The sequence below is a fragment of the Maribacter sp. Asnod2-G09 genome (assembly GCF_045063795.1).
Lineage (GTDB): Bacteria > Bacteroidota > Bacteroidia > Flavobacteriales > Flavobacteriaceae > Maribacter.
Genome location: NZ_JBEFOA010000005.1, coordinates 1,507,349 through 1,523,451, shown reverse-complemented (window position 1 = coordinate 1,523,451; position 16,103 = coordinate 1,507,349). Strand labels below are relative to the sequence as shown.

The window sequence follows — 16,103 nt, the reverse complement described above, 5'->3', positions numbered from 1 at the left end:
AAATATGATGAGCTTTTTTTTTATGGTATATTTAGAGAATCAACTAAACTAACTCTATTAAAATATGCCTTTATTTATTGTTATTCTAGGAATTCTTCTCCTATTCATTCTCATTGCAAAATTTAAACTAAATGCCTTTATCACTTTCATCATCGTCTCTTTATTCGTTGGTATCGCAGAAGGTATGGAACCCATTAGTGTGGTCGATTCCATTCAAAAAGGTATTGGTAACATTTTAGGATTTCTTGTCATTATTTTAGGTCTTGGTGCCATGCTAGGTAAGTTGGTTGCCGATAGTGGTGCAGCGCAACGAATTACCACAAAACTGGTTGAGAAATTCGGAAAAAAGAACATTCAATGGGCGGTCGTATTAACCGGCTTCATTGTTGGTATACCTATGTTTTATTCTGTAGGTTTTGTAATTCTGGTTCCTCTAGTTTTCACGATTGCAGCAGCAACCGGCTTACCTCTTTTATATGTAGGTCTACCAATGCTAGCTTCTTTATCAGTAACACATGGTTATCTACCTCCGCATCCTGCTCCTACAGCTCTTGCATCTATGTTCAATGCAGATATTGGTAAAACTTTGCTATACGGCATCATAGTTGCCATACCGGCAATTATTGTTGCAGGACCATTACTTTCAAGAACTTTAAAAGGTATTAACGCAACACCACTTAAAGAATTTCTTAACCCTGTAGTTTTAAAGGACGACGAAATGCCAAGTATGGCAAATAGCATTATCAGTGCACTTTTACCCGTTATTCTAATTGCAGTTGCCGCATTGGCTCAACTTTTACTCCCTGCAGATTTCTTTCTTACCAAGATTTTAATTTTTATGGGTAACCCAGCTATTGCAATGCTTATTGCCGTTTTAGTTGCTATTTATACTTTAGGCTTAGGTCAGGGCAAAAGTATGAAAGAGGTTATGGATTCTGTTGGCAGTGCTATTACGGGCATAACTATGGTGCTACTAATAATTGCTGGCTCTGGCGCATTAAAGCAAGTTTTGATCGATAGCGGTGTAAGTGAATATATTGGTGGAATATTAGAGCAATCATCAATCTCACCATTAATATTAGCTTGGCTGATTGCCACCATTATACGTGTTTGTGTTGGTTCTGCCACTGTAGCTGGTTTAACCGCTGCGGGAATCGTTCTTCCTTTGGTTCAAGGTACAGGGGCTAGTCCTGAATTAATGGTATTGGCAATAGGTTCTGGTAGTTTAATGCTTTCTCATGTTAACGATAGCGGATTTTGGTTATTTAAAGAGTACTTTAATCTATCGGTTAAAGATACATTAAAAAGCTGGACCGTGATGGAAACTACCGTTGGCGTTATGGGGCTTATTGGTGTTCTCGTTATAAATACATTTATTTAATATTAAATAATTTGCAAATGAAACCTTCTGAAATAATTAAAGAATTGGGGTTGATTTTACCACCTGCTCCACCTCCTGCAGGTTTGTACAAACCTGTTTTAGTCGTTGACCATTTTTTATATATTTCTGGTCAAGGTCCTATGCAAAATGATGGTTCATTGATTGTCGGCAGAGCCGGTCATGATATGACAATGGAAGAAGCTAAAATTGCTGCAAGGCAAGTTGCACTTACCATGCTTTCTACGATACAAACACATTTCGGAGATATCGACAGAATTAAAAGGATTGTAAAAACCTTGGGAATGGTCAACTCCACTCCCGATTTTGGTCAACAACCTTTGGTCATTAACGGTTTTAGCGAACTCATGGCAGACATTTTCGGACCCGACAACGGTGTAGGTGTTCGTAGTGCCGTTGGTATGATTTTACCTGGCGGTATACCTGTTGAAATTGAGGCTCATTTCGAACTACATCATTAAAAATTATGGCAAACGAAAATTGGTATTCAATTAATCATCCCGAGGGAGTGATTTCTCCTTCTTTATTGGTGTATCCAGATAGAATTCAACATAACATCGACTTGATGATTTCCATGACAGGCGATGTAAATCGGCTACGTCCGCATGTAAAAACCTATAAAAATGCCAATATCATTAAGATGCAGATGGAACGCGGAATTCAAAAATTCAAATGTGCCACTATTGCTGAAGCAGAACTACTTGGTGACTGCAATGCTGTTGACGTTTTATTAGCAATGCAACCTGTTGGTGCAAATGCAAAGCGTTTTATTGAATTGATTAAAAAATACCCGAATACCAAGTTTTCAACCCTTGTAGATAATTCTAAAACGTTATCCATTTTAAGTGAACTGGCAGCATCCAACAACATTAGAATTTCCCTTTGGATGGATATAAATAATGGTATGAACAGAACAGGAATCATTCCTGACCACGATGCTCTAGAATTTTATACTCAATTACATGAAAATGAATATTTAATTGCTGAAGGTTTACATGTTTATGACGGTCATCTCCGTAATTCAGATCCTAAAATACGAGAGCAAGAATGTAATACAGCTTTTGAAGCGGTAATCGACTTAAAGAAAAGTATTGAAGATAAAAACATCGCTAGCCCAAAAATAGTGGCTGGCGGTTCGCCAACGTTTCCTTTTCATTGTAAACGCCAAGATGTTGATGCCAGCCCTGGCACTACCCTTCTTTGGGATTCTGGTTATGGAAACCTATTTCCAGAAATGGGCTTTTTACCAGCTGCAGTACTCTTTACAAGAATTATAAGCAAACCAACAACCGGGATTCTCTGTTTTGATCTCGGTCATAAATCGGTCGCTCCTGAAATGCCTTTTCCTAGAATTGAGTTTTTAGATTTAAAACACAGCAAACAAATAAGTCAGTCTGAAGAACACTTGGTGGTGGAGTATGATGATTTAACCATACCAGAGGTTGGTGACGCTCATTACGCCATACCAAAGCACATTTGTCCAACAGTGGCGAAATACGACACCCTAACTGTAATAAAAGATAACGCGGTTGTCGACTATTGGCCGGTGACTGCGAGAACACAAAAATCTACTATTTAAGCATGTTTATATTTGATGCCCATTTAGACTTGTCCATGAATGCGATGGACTGGAATCGCGACCTGACTTGGTCTATTGACGAAATTAGAAAAAGTGAACAAGGTTTAACCGATAAACCTGGTCGTGGTACTAATACGGTTTCTTTAGAAGCGATGAGAAAAGGGAATGTCGGACTTTGTATGGCGACGCAAATTGCTCGTTTTGTACATAAGGATAATTCCCTACCGGGATGGAAATCGCCGCAACAGGCATGGGCACATACTCAAGGGCAGCTAGCGTGGTACAAAAGCATGGAAGATGCCGGTGAAATGGTTCAGATTACCAATAAAACTCAACTTGATGCCCACTTAGCACTTTGGAAAACGGACGAAGAAAAAAAGCCTATCGGCTACTTACTTAGTCTTGAAGGTGCAGATTCTATCGTAGATATCTCATACCTTCAGAAAGCTTACGATTCGGGTTTACGAGCTATTGGTCCTGCACATTATGGTCCGGGTACTTATGCTTACGGAACAAATTCAGTAGGCGGAATCGGAACTAAAGGAAGAGAACTTCTTAAAGAAATTCAACGACTAGGTATTATACTTGATGTTACCCATTTATGCGACTTAAGTTTTTGGGAAACGATGGTAAATTATGACGGACCACTTTGGGCAAGCCATAATAATTGCAGAGCTTTAGTAGATCATCACAGACAATTTACCGATGAGCAGTTAAAGGAAATTATTGGTAGAAAAGGGGTTATCGGTGTGGTCTTAGATGCTTGGATGATGACACCAACTTGGGAAAGAGGTGTTTCTACTCCGCAATCTGCAAACGTAAGTCTACAGCAGATACTAGATAATATCGACCATATTTGCCAATTAGCTGGTAACGCAAATCACGTTGGTATAGGCTCTGATCTTGATGGCGGATTCGGAACAGAACAAGGCCCCGCAGATGTCGATACTATTGCTGATTTACAGAAAATCATAGGATTGCTAGAAGATAGAGGTTATGGGCAACCGGACATTGAGAAAATTATGAATGGAAATTTCATTAACTTTCTAAGACGAAATTTAAAATAGTTTAGTGAAGAAGATTTTTACATATTTAGTATCGCTATGTCTTTTAATCGGACTTACAGTACAGCACTGCAATCTTAATTATAGACATACTACGCGTACTCATTTTGAAATTTCTTTATACACTCCCTCTCAACATGCCCAACATTTAGAAAACAATGCTGCGACATATGAAATTAACAGTACTGCATTTATCTCTTCTATTGCTGACGTTTATATTGCTTTTATCATTTTATCTAAAAATTACGGCATTAGCACTAAACAAGCTATAAGCGTTCAAAATGACAACCTCTTAGTCTACCAATCAACCATTGACAACGCCGTATTTCTTACTAAAAAAATCACTTCTAAACACCAAAGAACCGCATAATAGAACATAGCTTCTTCAGCTATTTTAATGTGTACCAAGCGTACACATATGATAACTAGTATTCACCATTTATCATCACTATTATGTATTTCAAAAAAATAAATAAAGCCTTTCTTTGGTTAAAAAGAAAGCTAATACTCCTCATTGCCGCATTTATGGTAGGCATATCAAATGTTATATATGAAGAAGAAAAAATGATCAACGGCAATTTTATCAAAACTGAGCAAAAACAAGAAGAAGATTCTGATTAAGTCCGTTAGAACAATCATTTCAACGAATTATAGTTCAATCGACAGTTTTTTAACGAAGCCTTAAGCACGCATGGCAGGGTATTTGTTATCTTTATTTCATCATATTTAAGATTCGATGAGAAAACTTTTTTTTCTTTTTATTATTTTATTCTCTTTTTCTGCGGTTCAGGTTTCTGCTCAAACAGATTTACCTACATCCAAACCGCTTAAAATTGATAGAGTAAACCCTATTAACTCTAGTGGCACTCCAAATAAAGGATCAGTTCTGAATATGCCCAATTTAATCAAAGAACAGCCTAGTGTAGATATGACAGCACCTAATCCTGTAAAAATGTTACGCGATGAAGAATTGGTGCAAGCGGGCGCAGGTATGAAAATTGACCCGCGAATTGGTCCTGGTGAGCGATTAGGTGGTTCTGGTCAGTATTTTGCCGACCAATATTTGGGTGATGTAAAGAGTAGCGGAAAGTTTATAGGCATTGTTTGCAGAGACCACGAATATGTAGATGGTGATCGTGTGAAAATTTACATGAACGATATGGTTGTTGAACAGAACCTTCTGTTAACAGGAGCATTTAAAGGCATTAATGTTGATTTACAAGACGGCTTTAATCGCTTAGATTTTGAAGCTCTAAACCATGGTTCTTCAGCACCGAATACCGCACAGGTAGATGTATACAATGATAAAGGTGAATTGATCTATTCTAACAAATGGCTTTTATCTGCTGGTTCTAAGGCAACTTTGATTGTTACTAAAGAATCTATGTAAAACTGTTCTGCTTTAATTCACCTTTAAAATTATCGCTTACCAGGTATATAGGTTTCTTCTGCCCTTTTTAAAACATCTTCACGATAAAAAGGAACTTCTTTCCAATCTACATTCTTATATCTAATAATTTGATCATCGAAATGTGGTGAAGCTGGGTCTCCACTTTGCCCGCCAGCTAACATACTTTTAGCTTTTACGGTATCACCAAATTCTACGACCGCCACAAAACTATTACCTCTGGTACCGTATATTTTCTTTGCCCCTTCTGTGGTGTAACGAGCACCATAAGCAGCTAACGCTCCCCATCTACCAGAAGCGAAACCAATTGGGATACTTGGTTTAGAATCATCAAAATGCTGTTTGATATCTCCTGTTATACGTTGATATCTATTCACTTCTCCCCAAGGCATTTTCCAAGTCACGAAGTCCGCCGTTAGTTGATCAATCACTTCTTCGAATATTTTTAAAGATTCTTCTGTATGGGTACCAAAATAGGTCATGCGTTCCATATCACTCATATTATCTGGGTGCTTCGCCCTACTACCCATTGCGGTACCATAAAAATGTGCCAAGGTCATAGCGACCTGATCTTCACCCGTTGTATAATCCCATTCTTCAAGAATCTTTATTGGCTCTCTCAATTTCGGATTCTTATCGTCATGTGCATTATATGCTTTCACCAACCCAGGTATCAAAGCTTTGAATGCTGGTAAATATGGATCATGCGCTAATTGAATTAAGCTATCTACAGTATATCCTTTTCTATCTGTCAACAATTCAATTGCGTGTACTCCCCTAAAATTTTCTTGGTCTTTTGACATGTAATTCGGATAGTCTTCTTTCTTCGGACTGAATTCTAAAGCCGATGTATACGGTGTGGAATTACAGTTTTGTATCCAGCCATTTTTAGGATTCAACACTAGAATATTTTCATCAACGGAATGTAAGCCTTGCCAATCTGTTTTAGGATTACTACCATCTACAGGTTCCGTATAATTAAACTGAACATCTCGTTTTGGAACGTAATTACCATGAAAATAAGCGATGTTACCTTCCGCATCTGCATACACGGTGTTATTACTTGAATTGGTGCGGATATCCATCATCTCCCGAAATCCTTTATAGCCACTTTGCTTAGATCGTATAAAGGACTGCTCTAATGCTTTTACCGGTTCCCACATCATGGCAGATGCTGTCCACTGCCCTTCGGCAACGTGAGTTATTGGTCCGTGGTGCGTTCTATATGCCGGGTACTTTTTCTCTTTCAGCTTTTTACCATCAAGATATTTCAACACTATCTCAGATGATTGCACCGGTCGTAATTCTTCACCGTATTGATAGAATAAATTATCATCGTTCTTAACTATTGTCTCCTTGAATTCATCCATAACATCAGTATATGTTGATGTATGCATCCATCCCGTTTTCTCATTGAATCCTTGGTAGACGAAAAACTGACCCCAAGTTACCGCACCGTAGGCATTTAATCCTTCCTCTGAAACTACATGAACTTCTCCCCTAAAATAAAATGAGGTATGCGGATTTATCAATAATAACGGATTACCAGATTGGGTTAATTTACCTGAAATAGCGATTCCGTTCGACCCTTGTGGCTCTTCTGCTTCTTTCTCCTTCTTTAACTGTATTGCTTCCATTTCTGGCAAAGCCATATTGCTATCATAAAAAGCAGCTATCTTTTTTGTTGAAATACGCTCAATATCTCCGCCAATTGAACCTTCGCTGAAGTACATCGGCATCCACGGTTCAAAATGTGTCAGTAATCTTGGTTTTACTTTTGGGTGTGTATATAAATAGTAATTTACTCCATCGGCAAAGGCATCACATAATTCTTTTAACCAAGCGGGACTTTTCTCATAATTCGCTTTAGCCTCTTCTTCTGTCATGAACAATTTTGCACGCAAATCGCTATACAAAGCCTCTTCCCCATCTACTTCTGCCAGCCTACCTGTTGCCCAAATATAGTTTTGCTCTACACGATTAAAATCATCTTCGCACTGCGCATATAACAAACCAAAAACAGCATCGGCGTCTGACTTACCATAAATATGGGGCACCCCAAAATCATCTCTTATTATTTCAACATTCGCAGCCTGAGCTTCCCATTTTTCAATTTCACCCTTCTCTGGCTTATTAGTCTTACATGATAAAACCAATATGAATGCCAACAAATAAATAATTCTGTTCATTGCTACTATTTTAATAAATTCTTGAGATGTATAAATGTACTTGATTTTTACCAACTACCGCTAGATCCGCCACCGCCAGAACTTCCTCCGCCACCGGAAAATGAACTTGAACTACCGCCAGAAGAACTACTGCCCGAACTGAAAGAATGTGTGCCTGAAGAAGAGAATGTTTTTCTAAAGTATGATTTATCATTTTTAACCCATGATATATTCAAATCGTCTTTACCCGATATTTTTAGTTTTATAAACGCAATGATTACAGCAATACCAAAAAATGGAAGTAATACCCATAACAACAATTTTGGATTGTCTACAATCTCTCCCATTATAGATTGGCTAGACGTAAGTATACTAAAAGCAGTACTTGCTGGACCTAGCATAAAAAGCAAACCGAATAGAGATGATAATGAACCTGCAATCAGCATAAACAATCCTGGTAATACGCCAAGTTTACCCATGAGCATTCCACGAAAAACTTCAATGATATTCTTATAACTTCTATAAAAGAAAAAACCGCCTACGCCGACAAATATCAAAAGAAAAAAACCAAGAAATATATACCCTATAAGCTGGTTATTACTTTCTTCGTCTTCAATTTCTTGTTTAAACTCGTCAAGTGCTTCTGGATTATTAAGAAATTCTATAAGCTGATTACTAGCCTCGTTAATACCCTCAAAATACGCCTCTTCTTTAAAATTAGGAATCATCGTATTTCTAATAATTCTTGAGGCAACGGCATCTGTAATGTACGGTTCTAATCCATAGCCAACCTCTATTCTAACTTCTCTGTCTAATTCTGAGAATAGAATTAATAGCCCATTATCTTTACCTTCTTGACCGATTCCGTTTTGATTGAATAATGCATTTGCATAGGTTTCAATGGTATCATACCCTAATTCTTCAATCGTAACTATTACTAGTTGATTGGTAGTATTCTCCTCTAATGCTACCAAACGCTGATTTAATTCTAGTACTTGACTAGCGGTGAATATGTGTGCACTATCAGTTACAAAATCTCGTAACTCATAGTATTGGTCTTGCGCATTCGCGTAAAACGTAACTAACAAAAAAAAGAAAATGATTTTTTTAAGCATCGGTCGGCAATCAGGATACTCAAATATAAAAACCTTTATTGACACAAATAGTGATTATCAAAACCTATTCTAGATTCGGTAAAACTTTAGAATTGAAGTAACTTGCGACTTGTTGTCTTTTAGTCTCGACTTCGCTCGACAAGACAGTGAAAAATTAAACACATATGGCAGAAAAAAAAGTAAGCATATTAACCGCATTTAAGACTATTATATGGCCACGTAGAAAACTGGTTTTGCTAGGTTTATTACTCATTGTAATTAGTAAAGCAGCAAGTTTTGTTGCTCCGGTCTCGCTACGTTATTTTTTAGATGATATTGTACCCAATAAAGATTACGACTTATTAAAAATATTGGTCGCGGTTGTGATCTTTGCTTTTTTAGTGCAAGCGGTCATGTCATTTTTATTGACCAAAGTACTGAGTATACAAGCTCAATATATGATTTCTGAATTACGATCTCAAGTGCAGAAACAAGTACTATCATTGCCTATTCGCTTTTTTGACAACACTAAATCTGGTTCTTTGGTTTCTAGAATTATGAGCGATGTTGAAGGGGTAAGAAACTTAATCGGTACCGGACTCGTGCAACTTGTTGGTGGTACAATTACCGCAGTAGTGTCTCTAATTTTATTACTAAGAATTAGCCCTACTATGACACTTTTGACTTTTGTACCTCTTATTCTTTTTGCACTGATTGCATTAAAAGCATTTAAAATTATTAGACCTGTTTTTCGAGAACGCGGAAAAATTAATGCGGAAGTAAAAGGAAGATTGACAGAAACCCTTGGTGGTATTCGTGTTATAAAAGGTTTTAATGCCGAAGAACAAGAAAGCAAGGTTTTTGAAGAGGGTGTAGATAAATTATTCCAAAATGTGAAGAAGAGTTTAACAGCTACGGCATTTATGACCAGTGCTTCTACTTTTTTATTAGGACTCGCAACAACAGGTATTATGATGGGCTTTGGCGGTTATAAAATGATGCAGGGCGAGCTTACCACTGGTGAATATTTTGAGTTTACTTTTCTACTTGCCCTAATGGTAGCGCCTATTGTTCAAATGAGTAATATAGGAAGCCAATTGACCGAAGCCTTGGCAGGACTAGATCGCACCGAAGAGTTAATGAACAAAGTTTCTGAATCTGACGAAAAAGATAGAACCATTACACTTTCAAACATTAAAGGTGATATGGTCTTTAAAGATGTTTCATTTGCCTACGAAGAAGATAAAGATGTTTTACATAACATCAGTTTTGAAGCAAAATCTGGTGATGTGATTGCCCTTGTAGGTAGTTCTGGCTCAGGAAAATCTACCATCGCAGGATTGGCGGCTAGTTTCTTGAATCCTGATTCGGGAGAAATTACCATTGATGGCACCGATTTATCAAAAGTTGACCTTACCAGCTTTAGACAGTATTTAGGTGTTGTTTTACAAGACGATTTTCTTTTTGAAGGTACTATTAGAGAAAATATCCTTTTCCCAAGACCAGGTGCTTCCGAAGAAGAATTACAGTCCGCAATTAAAGCAGCATATGTTGATGAATTTACAGACCGATTTGAAGAAGGATTAAATACGGTTATTGGGGAACGCGGCGTAAAATTATCTGGGGGTCAACGCCAACGTATTGCGATTGCTAGAGCTGTATTGGCAAACCCTAGAATACTAATTCTAGATGAAGCTACCTCTAATCTGGATACTGAAAGTGAAGCTTTAATTCAAAAAAGTTTAGCAGAATTAACCAAAGGAAGAACCACTTTCGTTATCGCCCACCGTTTAAGCACAATCAGAAAAGCGAATCAGATTTTAGTAATCGAAAACGGACGCATTGCAGAACAAGGCACGCATGAAGAACTGATTGCAAAAGAAGGGAGATATCATAACTTGTTTACGTATCAGGCTAGGATATAATTTTAGGAGTTAGGAGTTAGGAGTTAGGAGTTAGGAGTTAGGAGTTAGGAGTTAGGAGTTAGGAGTTAGGAGTTAGGAGTTAGGAGTTAGGAAAAAAAATAAATACTAATTCAAAAAACAAGTTCAAGTTCAAGTTCGAAAATTGTTGTTGGTTGTTGGAAAATAAAAAAATGTCAGTTTGAGTGAATTTTCGAAGTATGAGAAAATTAGTATCGAGAACCTTCGCCAGAACCTAAACCCCTTTCAATACGATTCTATATTGACACTCAACTGCAAAAAAAATATGTCTTGTTATAAGCGCAGTCAAAAAACTTAGGAACACGACTTTAATAGATTGCTTCGTCGCGAAATGCTTCTCGCAATGACGGAAGCAATAATCTTTTCGTCATAGTGAGCAAAGCGTGGCTATCTGTTTGTTTGGAACACCTATCTGCTTAATGGCTGTTGGCTGTTGGCTGTTGGCTGTTGGCTGTTGGCTGTTGGCTGTTGGCTGTTGGCTGTTGGCTGTTGGCTGTTGGCTGTTGGCTGTTGGCTGTTGGCTGTTGGAAAATAAAAATTTATTTTCCAACACAAGTCTATTACGAGCTTTTGAAATCAATCAAACAGATTGCTTCGTCAATTTCGATTGCATCTCGTTTTCTCGCAATGACTAGACTCTTATAATTCCTCTGGAGCTAGCTCTACTTCTAGTCCGTCCATATCTTCGGTGATATGTAATTGACAGCCTAAACGTGAGTTATCCTTTACATTAAATGCTTCAGATAACATCGCTTCTTCATCATCACCCATTTCTGGAAGTTCGGTATCTGACAACACATAACATTGACAAGAAGCACACATAGCCATACCTCCACAAATTCCAATTGTTCCTTCTGGAGCAAGCTCATATGAACGAACCACTTCCATTAGATTCATATTCATATCGGTCGGCGCATCTATCTCATGTAAGACTCCGTCGCGGTCTGTAATTTTTATTTTGATGTCGGTCATTCAATAATAATTTTTCAAACTTATAGCGTTGTAGCCTTTCGACTGCGCTCAGGATGACATTTTAGTTTATTTATTCTATCGCTTTTACTACTGCTTTTGGCGCTTCTTTTTTTGTTCCATCAAAACCGCTTACTCCACCTACGGTAGTATATTTCATCACATACTTTTTATCTGGATGAATTTTTTGAAAGGCACTTTGGCACATTAACGTTGCTTCGTGGAAACCACAAAGAATTAGTTTCAATTTGCCTGGGTATGTATTTACATCACCTATGGCATATATTCCTGGAATATTGGTTTGATAATCGAACGTATCTACTTTAATAGCATTTTTCTCTATCTCTAATCCCCAGTCGCCAATGGGACCTAATTTTGGAGAGAGTCCGAATAAAGGAATAAAGTTATCTACCTCTAAAGTAATCTCTTCCTTAGCATCAGAAATCTTTCTGATTAAAACAGATTCTAATTTCTCTTCTCCATTTAGAGCTATAATTTCTGCTGGGGTAATCAAGTTCAATTTTCCTGAATTTTTCAATTCCTGAACTTTCTCAACAGAATCCAGGGCACCTCTAAATTCGTTTCTTCTATGTACCAAAGTTACTTGAGAGGCTACATCAGCTAAAAAAATACTCCAGTCTAGGGCAGAATCTCCACCACCGGCTATGACTACTTTCTTATCACGATACACCTCAGGATCTTTGATCATATAAGCTACACCGTTATCTTCAAATTTTGACAAATTATCTAACAATGGTTTTCTTGGCTCAAAACTCCCTAATCCACCAGCTATAGCAACAACCGGAGCATGGTGCTCCGTTCCTTTATTTGTGGTAACCACAAATGTACCGTCATCTAATTTTTTGATTGTTTCTGCACGCTCACCTAGCGTAAACCCAGGTTGAAAAGACTTAATTTGCTCCATTAAATTATCTACCAAATCGCCCGCCAATACCTCTGGAAAACCAGGAATATCATAAATCGGTTTTTTAGGATAAATTTCAGAACACTGTCCGCCTGCCTGCGGCAAAGCATCTATTAAATGGCATTTTAGTTTTAGAAGTCCTGCTTCAAAAACGGCAAAAAGACCCGTAGGTCCCGCGCCAATAATCAATATATCGGTCTTAATCATTACTTCAATTCTTTGTAATACCCTTCAAAATTATCAATCTATGGTCTTAAAAATTATGACAATTATCAGGATTTAACCTGCAATATTAATAACTTCTTGTATCTGTGGTGCGTATTTTTTTATCGTCATTTCAACACCACTTTTTAAGGTCATTTGATTTACACTACAACCAACACAAGCACCTTCTAGTCTTACTTTAACAGAAGATTCATCATCAATAGAAACTAATGTAATATCACCACCATCACTTTGTAAAAAAGGTCTGATTTCTTCTAATGCTTTTTCAACATTTAATTTTAGTTCTGCTGATGTCATATCTATTTTTTATTAACAGGCGAACAACCCGCCATCGTTGTAATCTTAATTGCTTCTGTAGGTGGTAATGTTTTATTTCTAGAAACTACCTCACTGACAATCTTTTTTGTCAATTCTTCAAATGCTTTTTCTACAGGTGTTGCCGTTTGTAATGCTGCCGGTCTACCAACATCACCAGCTTCACGAATACTTTGTACTAATGGCATTTCTCCTAAAAAAGGTACATTTAAATCTTCCGCAAGGTGTTTTGCACCTTCTTTACCAAAAATATAATATTTATTATCTGGCAACTCTGCAGGTGTAAAGTATGCCATATTCTCAACAATTCCCAAAACAGGTACGTTTATAGAATCTTGTTGAAACATTGCCACACCTTTTCTAGCATCGGCAAGTGCAACTTCTTGTGGTGTACTCACTACAACAGCCCCAGTTATCGGTAATGCCTGCATAATACTTAAGTGTATATCGCCAGTACCCGGTGGTAAATCGATCAACATAAAGTCTAAATCGCCCCAATGTGCATCAAAAATCATTTGATTTAGTGCCTTAGAAGCCATTGGTCCTCTCCAAATTACCGCTTGGTCTCTTTGTGTAAAAAAGCCAATTGACAATAGTTTAACCCCATAACTTTCTACCGGCTTCATTTTAGATTTACCATCTACATTTACTGCAAGTGGTTTATCATTAGCGACATCGAACATTATAGGCATTGATGGCCCGTAGATATCGGCATCTAACAAACCTACTTTGAAGCCCATTTTTGCCAAAGTAACTGCCAAGTTAGCCGTTACGGTAGATTTACCTACCCCTCCTTTACCAGAGGCTACCGCTATAATATTAGAAATACCTGGTATTGCTTTACCTTTTATCTCATTTACTTTCGGCTTTGCAGCAGGAGCATCAACCTTAATATTGATTTTAATTTTCGCTTTTTCATAAACTTCTTTATGAATAATTTTTAAAATCTCTACTTCAGTCTTTTTACGTGCTTGCAGGCTTGGGTTTGTAATAGTAATATCTACCTCAACCTCATCGCCAAAAATTTGGATATTGGTAACTGCACCACTTTCTACCATGTTTTGACCTTCACCAGGAACGGTAATATGTTCCAATGCCTTTAAAATATCCTTCTTATCTATCTTCATTATATAAATTCATTCTAAACAACAAAGATAATCCTTAGATGTTAGATTATGAAGTTAGCGTATTGAAAATGAAGATGCCATTATAATTAAAACCTCTTATTAACAGAAATTCAATTCTCAATTATTTATGATTTTCAAGCAGAATTAAACTATCTAAAAACCGTATTTTAGAATCTTCTTTAAAACGCAACTCATGTACCAACCTACCAAAAGAATAGCTTTATTTTCATTTCTTGGTCTCTTTACATTCTTACTCATTACATCTTGCTCTAGTTCAAAAAATGAATTCTCTAAAAAAGATGTAAAACGATCCCAAAAATTAGTGGGATTAGATTTCGATAAAAAATTTATTGACACCCTATACCCCTATCTAAAAAGGAACAAAGAAGGTTTTGATACCCTGCGAAAATACACCTTAGACAACGACGTCGTACCTGCAATACAGTTTAATCCCCTACCCCTAAACTTTACCCCAAAAGCACAAGCGGGATTCCCTGTATGGGAAATTGCCGATAACGTAGAACTACCAAACAAAGAAGCTGATCTTGCTTTTTACTCCATACCTCAGCTTGCTTCACTCATTAAAAGCAAAAAAATAAGTTCGTTAGAATTGACCCAGTTCTTTATAGCCCGATTAAAAAAATATAATCCTATTTTAGAATGTACCATTACCATAACCGAAGAAATGGCTTTAGAACAAGCTAAACTTTTAGATGCTGAACTAGCTGCAGGAAACTACCGCGGAATTTTACACGGCATACCATACGGCGTAAAAGATCTTATGGCGGTCGAAGGTTATAAAACCACATGGGGTGCAGAACCCTACCGTGATCAACAAATTGAAATGACAGCTACGGTAGTTGAAAAATTGCAAGCTGCTGGCGGAGTTTTAGTTGCCAAGCTTGTATCTGGTTCATTGGCACGTGGTGATGTTTGGTTCGATGGAAAAACAAAAAATCCGTGGGATACGAAACAAGGTGCCACCGGCTCATCTGCAGGTTCGGGATCTGCAACCTCAGCAGGATTGGTTCCTTTTGCTTTAGGTACAGAAACATTAGGTTCAATTACATCGCCAAGTAATAGAAACGGAATTACCGGTTTACGCCCAACATATGGTCGAGTTAGTAGACACGGAGTAATGAGTTTGAGTTGGTCTATGGATAAAGTGGGACCTATGGCAAGAAGTGCCGAAGATTGTGCCATTGTGTATAGCGTAATTACCGGCAAAGACCCAAAAGACGGAATGACCACTGATTACCCTGACGGATTCGAACCTAAAAAAGATTACAAATCGCTAAGAATCGGATACCTAAAAAAGGATATCGACAAAGACACTTCTCTAAGTAAAGTCAACCTTGAAAAAGCTTTGAAGACTTTTAGAGAAATGGGACTGACTTTAAACGAAGTGGAACTGCCAGAAGATATTCCCTACAACAGTTTTGATGTAATTTTAAGAGCAGAAGCCGGAGCATTTTTTGATGATATGGTTCGCGCGGAGGAAGTTGATAAAATGGTAGAACAAGACCAACGATCACGTGCAAACTCTTTACGTCAGGCTCGATTTATACCTGCTGTAGAATACCTACAAGCAAATAGACACCGACAAGTGCTTATTGAGAAAATGCAGGTTATCATGAAAGATTACGATGTGCTGATATCCCCAACTTTCGGAAATAGACAATTAATTATTACCAACCTTACCGGTCACCCAGTTATTGCCATACCTACCGGACTAGATAAAGAGAAACACCCAACAAGTATTACCCTAGTTGGCAATCTGTACGATGAAGCAAGTATTCTTTTACTAGCAAAGGCTTTTCAAGACCAAACGGAGTTTGATGAAATGCATCCTGAAGGGTATACGGATTAGTTGTTGGTTGTTGGTTG

The 16,103-nt window shown here is 37.5% G+C and carries 15 protein-coding genes; 8 read left to right on the top strand and 7 right to left on the bottom strand.

Features of this window, described 5'->3' with window-relative positions; genetic code table 11:
* The first annotated feature begins 64 nt into the window (after positions 1-64).
* From ACJJVT_RS18635 to ACJJVT_RS18610, 6 genes are all read left to right on the top strand, one after another.
* The gene (locus tag ACJJVT_RS18635; RefSeq protein ID WP_405400735.1) at positions 65-1,381 is read left to right on the top strand and encodes a gluconate:H+ symporter; all 1,317 of its coding nucleotides are present in this window, start codon (positions 65-67) and stop codon (positions 1,379-1,381) included.
* Positions 1,382-1,398: 17 nt separating this feature from the next.
* Positions 1,399-1,860 (top strand): RidA family protein, encoded by a 462-nt coding sequence (locus ACJJVT_RS18630; protein ID WP_405400733.1) that lies wholly within the window; start codon positions 1,399-1,401, stop codon positions 1,858-1,860.
* 5 nt (positions 1,861-1,865) lie between these two features.
* Positions 1,866-2,978, top strand: a complete 1,113-nt coding sequence (locus ACJJVT_RS18625; protein WP_405400732.1) for a D-TA family PLP-dependent enzyme — start codon at positions 1,866-1,868, stop codon at positions 2,976-2,978.
* Between the two features lie 2 nt (positions 2,979-2,980).
* The gene (locus tag ACJJVT_RS18620) at positions 2,981-4,045 is read left to right on the top strand and encodes a dipeptidase (RefSeq protein ID WP_405400730.1); all 1,065 of its coding nucleotides are present in this window, start codon (positions 2,981-2,983) and stop codon (positions 4,043-4,045) included.
* 4 nt (positions 4,046-4,049) lie between these two features.
* Positions 4,050-4,412, top strand: coding sequence for a hypothetical protein (locus ACJJVT_RS18615; RefSeq protein ID WP_405400728.1), 363 nt, complete (start codon positions 4,050-4,052; stop codon positions 4,410-4,412).
* A 366-nt stretch (positions 4,413-4,778) separates the two neighbouring features.
* Positions 4,779-5,432, top strand: coding sequence for a hypothetical protein (locus tag ACJJVT_RS18610; protein ID WP_405400726.1), 654 nt, complete (start codon positions 4,779-4,781; stop codon positions 5,430-5,432).
* A gap of 29 nt (positions 5,433-5,461) precedes the next feature.
* Here the strand turns inward: ACJJVT_RS18610 and ACJJVT_RS18605 are convergent, their stop codons facing one another.
* Both ACJJVT_RS18605 and ACJJVT_RS18600 read right to left on the bottom strand, forming a co-directional pair.
* Positions 5,462-7,639, bottom strand: coding sequence for an acylase (locus ACJJVT_RS18605; RefSeq protein WP_405400725.1), 2,178 nt, complete (start codon positions 7,637-7,639; stop codon positions 5,462-5,464).
* A 47-nt stretch (positions 7,640-7,686) separates the two neighbouring features.
* A complete protein-coding gene (locus ACJJVT_RS18600) occupies positions 7,687-8,733 on the bottom strand; it encodes a TPM domain-containing protein (RefSeq protein WP_405400724.1) in 1,047 nt (348 codons plus the stop codon).
* A gap of 164 nt (positions 8,734-8,897) precedes the next feature.
* Between ACJJVT_RS18600 and ACJJVT_RS18595 the strand changes: the two genes are divergently transcribed.
* Complete coding sequence (locus tag ACJJVT_RS18595) at positions 8,898-10,637, top strand: ABC transporter ATP-binding protein (protein WP_405400722.1); 1,740 nt, start codon at positions 8,898-8,900, stop codon at positions 10,635-10,637.
* A 426-nt stretch (positions 10,638-11,063) separates the two neighbouring features.
* On the opposite strand, the gene ACJJVT_RS18590 is transcribed toward ACJJVT_RS18595, so the two are convergent.
* From ACJJVT_RS18590 to ACJJVT_RS18570, 5 genes are all read right to left on the bottom strand, one after another.
* Entirely contained in the window at positions 11,064-11,210 is a 147-nt protein-coding gene (locus ACJJVT_RS18590) for a hypothetical protein (RefSeq protein WP_405400720.1), read from the bottom strand.
* A gap of 84 nt (positions 11,211-11,294) precedes the next feature.
* Positions 11,295-11,627 (bottom strand): 2Fe-2S iron-sulfur cluster-binding protein, encoded by a 333-nt coding sequence (locus tag ACJJVT_RS18585; protein ID WP_027065921.1) that lies wholly within the window; start codon positions 11,625-11,627, stop codon positions 11,295-11,297.
* A gap of 70 nt (positions 11,628-11,697) precedes the next feature.
* Entirely contained in the window at positions 11,698-12,756 is a 1,059-nt protein-coding gene (locus tag ACJJVT_RS18580) for an NAD(P)/FAD-dependent oxidoreductase (RefSeq protein ID WP_405400718.1), read from the bottom strand.
* Between the two features lie 72 nt (positions 12,757-12,828).
* Positions 12,829-13,071, bottom strand: a complete 243-nt coding sequence (locus tag ACJJVT_RS18575) for a NifU family protein (RefSeq protein ID WP_303598611.1) — start codon at positions 13,069-13,071, stop codon at positions 12,829-12,831.
* 2 nt (positions 13,072-13,073) lie between these two features.
* Entirely contained in the window at positions 13,074-14,216 is a 1,143-nt protein-coding gene (locus tag ACJJVT_RS18570) for a P-loop NTPase (protein WP_405400717.1), read from the bottom strand.
* Positions 14,217-14,409: 193 nt separating this feature from the next.
* Here ACJJVT_RS18570 and ACJJVT_RS18565 point away from each other — a divergent pair, with 193 nt between their 5' ends.
* Positions 14,410-16,086 carry an amidase gene (locus tag ACJJVT_RS18565; protein ID WP_405400715.1) on the top strand — a complete coding sequence of 559 codons (1,677 nt, stop codon included), beginning with the start codon at positions 14,410-14,412 and terminating at the stop codon, positions 16,084-16,086.
* Positions 16,087-16,103: the final 17 nt, after the last annotated feature.